The following is a 2,952-nucleotide window of genomic DNA, read 5'->3' as shown; positions in this document are numbered from 1 at the left end:
ATTTCGTAGGTCTTGACGTTTATTTCACTTTGAATACTATGGTACTCCTGGCGAATTCTTTCTAAAACCTCATTTATATCACTGCCTACGTCGAAATTATTGATTCCCCTAGCAATATCATTAATCGCATTATCTGAAATATTTAAAATACGGTTTTGATCTTTCCAATAATAGATTTTTTCTAAATATTCTTCTTTCGTCTCTAATAGTAGCCCTCTACACTGCTCTAACAATCGAAAGAATTCATCTCGTTTATTTTTGGTTTCTTCCAACTCTGCTAAAACTTCATCATGATCTTTGTTTTTTCGCTTCTGATCTTCGAGAGCCTTGATACCATCTTCAATTTTGTCTGTAATCTTTCTTGTCTCACCTTTTATATAAGCAAAATCGTACTTTTCTTCTAATTTCTTTTCTATTTCATCTTGTAAAAAACAATGCTCATCAAAGGCAAAATCTATGGAGAGATTTTCTAGTTCTTCTAAATGTTCTTCTATTTCTTCATGCAATTTCTCTTTTTTTTCTACATATTGTTCTTCCTCATAATGATTTTTTCGCTGTGCTTCCTTTTTTCGATCTAGTTGTTTGTTTTTATCTTTTATTTGTTCATTTAATCTGTCTATCTCGTCTTGAGTTTGGAGAATTTTTTCTTTAATTTGTAGGCTATCGTGTTGATCTAACTCTTTCTTTTTTTCCTTTACTGTTTCTAATTGAATAGACAAGCGCTCGATATCTCGATTTAATGATTGGTAAGACTCTTGGGCTCTTGTCTTTTCTTTTGCTAATATAGATTTATCCTTGTAAAAATGACTCAGCTTTTTATTTTCATCGATAAACGTTTTTGTTTTTTCTAATAAGAGAAATTTATTGTACTTATCATACGCATTCTTTATTTTTTCTCCAGACTTTTTGCTACTTTTTAACTCTTCTAACCGACTCTTTATATTGTCCATATTTTCGATGGCTTCAGACATAGGTCGCAAATCGTCTTCTGATAGAGGTTGTAAGGAATTTTCCATTATTTCATAGATTACTGTGGGTCTAAAGTCTTTTGATAGTTTAGGACTTCTAAGCTGGACTAAAAGTTTTATGAGTTCTTCGTATTCATCTAATTCAGAAAATCCAAATAGCAAATCATTGACCATTTTCATGTACTCTTTCTGTCCATCTGTGACCTTTCCACCTTCACCTATCCTATTCTGGAGTTCTTTTATGGTAAGTGGAATCTTCTCACCAATGTCCTTGTAAAGAAAGAAGTCCTTTCCTATTCTCCTTCCATCATTTATAACAAAACCCCAAGACCTCAAAGGCTTTCCTCTAACTGCCTTAAATCCTATACCGATCGTCAAGGTCTTGTCCGTCTGTTTTTTCTTAAATTCCATGTACAAATAAGCTAAGGATTCGTCTTTTCCTTCGCCTTCCTCACCAAGAAGATAATTTTCCATCTTTCGAGCTTTTGAACCAAAGGGATCTAATCTTTCAGGGCTCTTGTTTGCATCTAATAACAATGGAATAAAACTTTGCATCGTTACGGACTTTCCTGATCCATTAGAACCTCTAAGGAGTAATCTGCCATCCGAAAAATTGAATTCTTCTTCATCATAATACCAGAAGTTTATAAGACCTGCTCTATTCATCATCCATCGATTGTCATTCAATTTAATTCCTCTCCTCTAAGTTTTCTAAATAATCTTTTGGATATGTGCCAATAACCTTTCCAACCAGTGGCATGATTTCTACTGTTTTTCCCATTTCAATAATAGAAACCATTTGAAACTCTTCCATGTAATCCAATATTCTTTCCGCTAAGATAGAGAAATTCATCTCGCGATATTCCTTACTCCATCCATGATCCGTCTTACTTTTTAACTCGTTTACAAATTCCTCAAAATTTCCTTTTGATAAAATAATGGTTCCACCCTTGTTTACGGAAATTTCATGATTTTTTATTTTTTTTACAATCAATGCGTTAAAAAGCAGCACTACATCACTAATTGCTTTTGTGCTAGGAAAGGTGTCTTTTATGTTCTTTTCTGGGTCAAGTACGATTAATGCTCCATTTCGATGGACGTGTAAATTGTAGCCTAAATACTTTTCTAGGTCACTTTCAATCATACCCCTCTGTTTTTTTACATAATCGTAATCTGCATCTTCATTTCCTTCATTGTACATAATAGGGGCCATAAGGAGCCTTCTATAAACTCTATGACGTCTCATAAACCCTCTATCCTTGTCCAAATTAGCCCATTCTTCTTGCTCAAAATCTTTATAAGATCTATATTCTAAAATATTTGTGCCAAAGCTGCGGACAAAATACCTTGATAATCCAGTGCTTTCATATAATACTTCTGCATCCATGCTCCTTGCAAAAACTTGTTCGTCACCATCGTCTACCTGAATCATATGAGCTTCCTGCGCAAACTTTAGCACTTTAATCAAATGTTTCCTATGGCGATATAAAGTCCAATCTACCTCTTCTTCTCCCATAAAATTGCCTTTTATGTACTCTGTGATTTCAGACAGTACAAATTGCTCTTCTTTTGTCTTGTCCTCTAAAAACATTAAGAGTAGACATAAAAAAGCGTATTCCATAGAATCGACAAAGTCTTCTATTCCCATGAAGCTTTCTGCTCTACCTGGTATCTTTTCTAATTTAATTACACTAGGATTTACAATGACGTGATAACCTAATTTTTCATTTAAAAAAATCTTAAACTTAGCGATGCTATCTTTAATGGCATAATATAATTCCTTATCTTCTTCTTTATAAATCCAAAAATTTTCTAAAAGCAATTCTAGTTCTCTCATTATTTTTACCTTTCGAATTCTATTGTAAAAGCAGGCATTTCCAGGTCGCCATCTTCACAATGGAGGATACATTTTTTGTGCCTAAAATCAGGCAAAATCACTTTATAATTTCGACCATCTTCAGTTCTACTACCATAATCTGTTCCA

Annotated in this window: 1 protein-coding gene and 1 pseudogene; both read right to left on the bottom strand. The window is 33.4% G+C overall.

All coding sequences use genetic code 11. From position 1 onward, the window contains the following. Positions 1 to 1,655, bottom strand: a pseudogene (locus tag Q7P22_RS00550) (AAA family ATPase); the annotation flags it as partial. Between the two features lies 1 nt (position 1,656). After that, the gene (locus Q7P22_RS00545; RefSeq protein WP_303859603.1) at positions 1,657 to 2,805 is read right to left on the bottom strand and encodes a TIGR02678 family protein; all 1,149 of its coding nucleotides are present in this window, start codon (positions 2,803 to 2,805) and stop codon (positions 1,657 to 1,659) included. Between the last annotated feature and the right edge of the window lie 147 nt (positions 2,806 to 2,952).

The sequence above is a fragment of the Alkalibaculum bacchi genome, from assembly GCF_937875145.1.
Lineage (GTDB): Bacteria > Bacillota > Clostridia > Eubacteriales > Alkalibacteraceae > Alkalibaculum > Alkalibaculum bacchi_A.
This window is presented reverse-complemented; position numbering and strand designations above follow the sequence as displayed.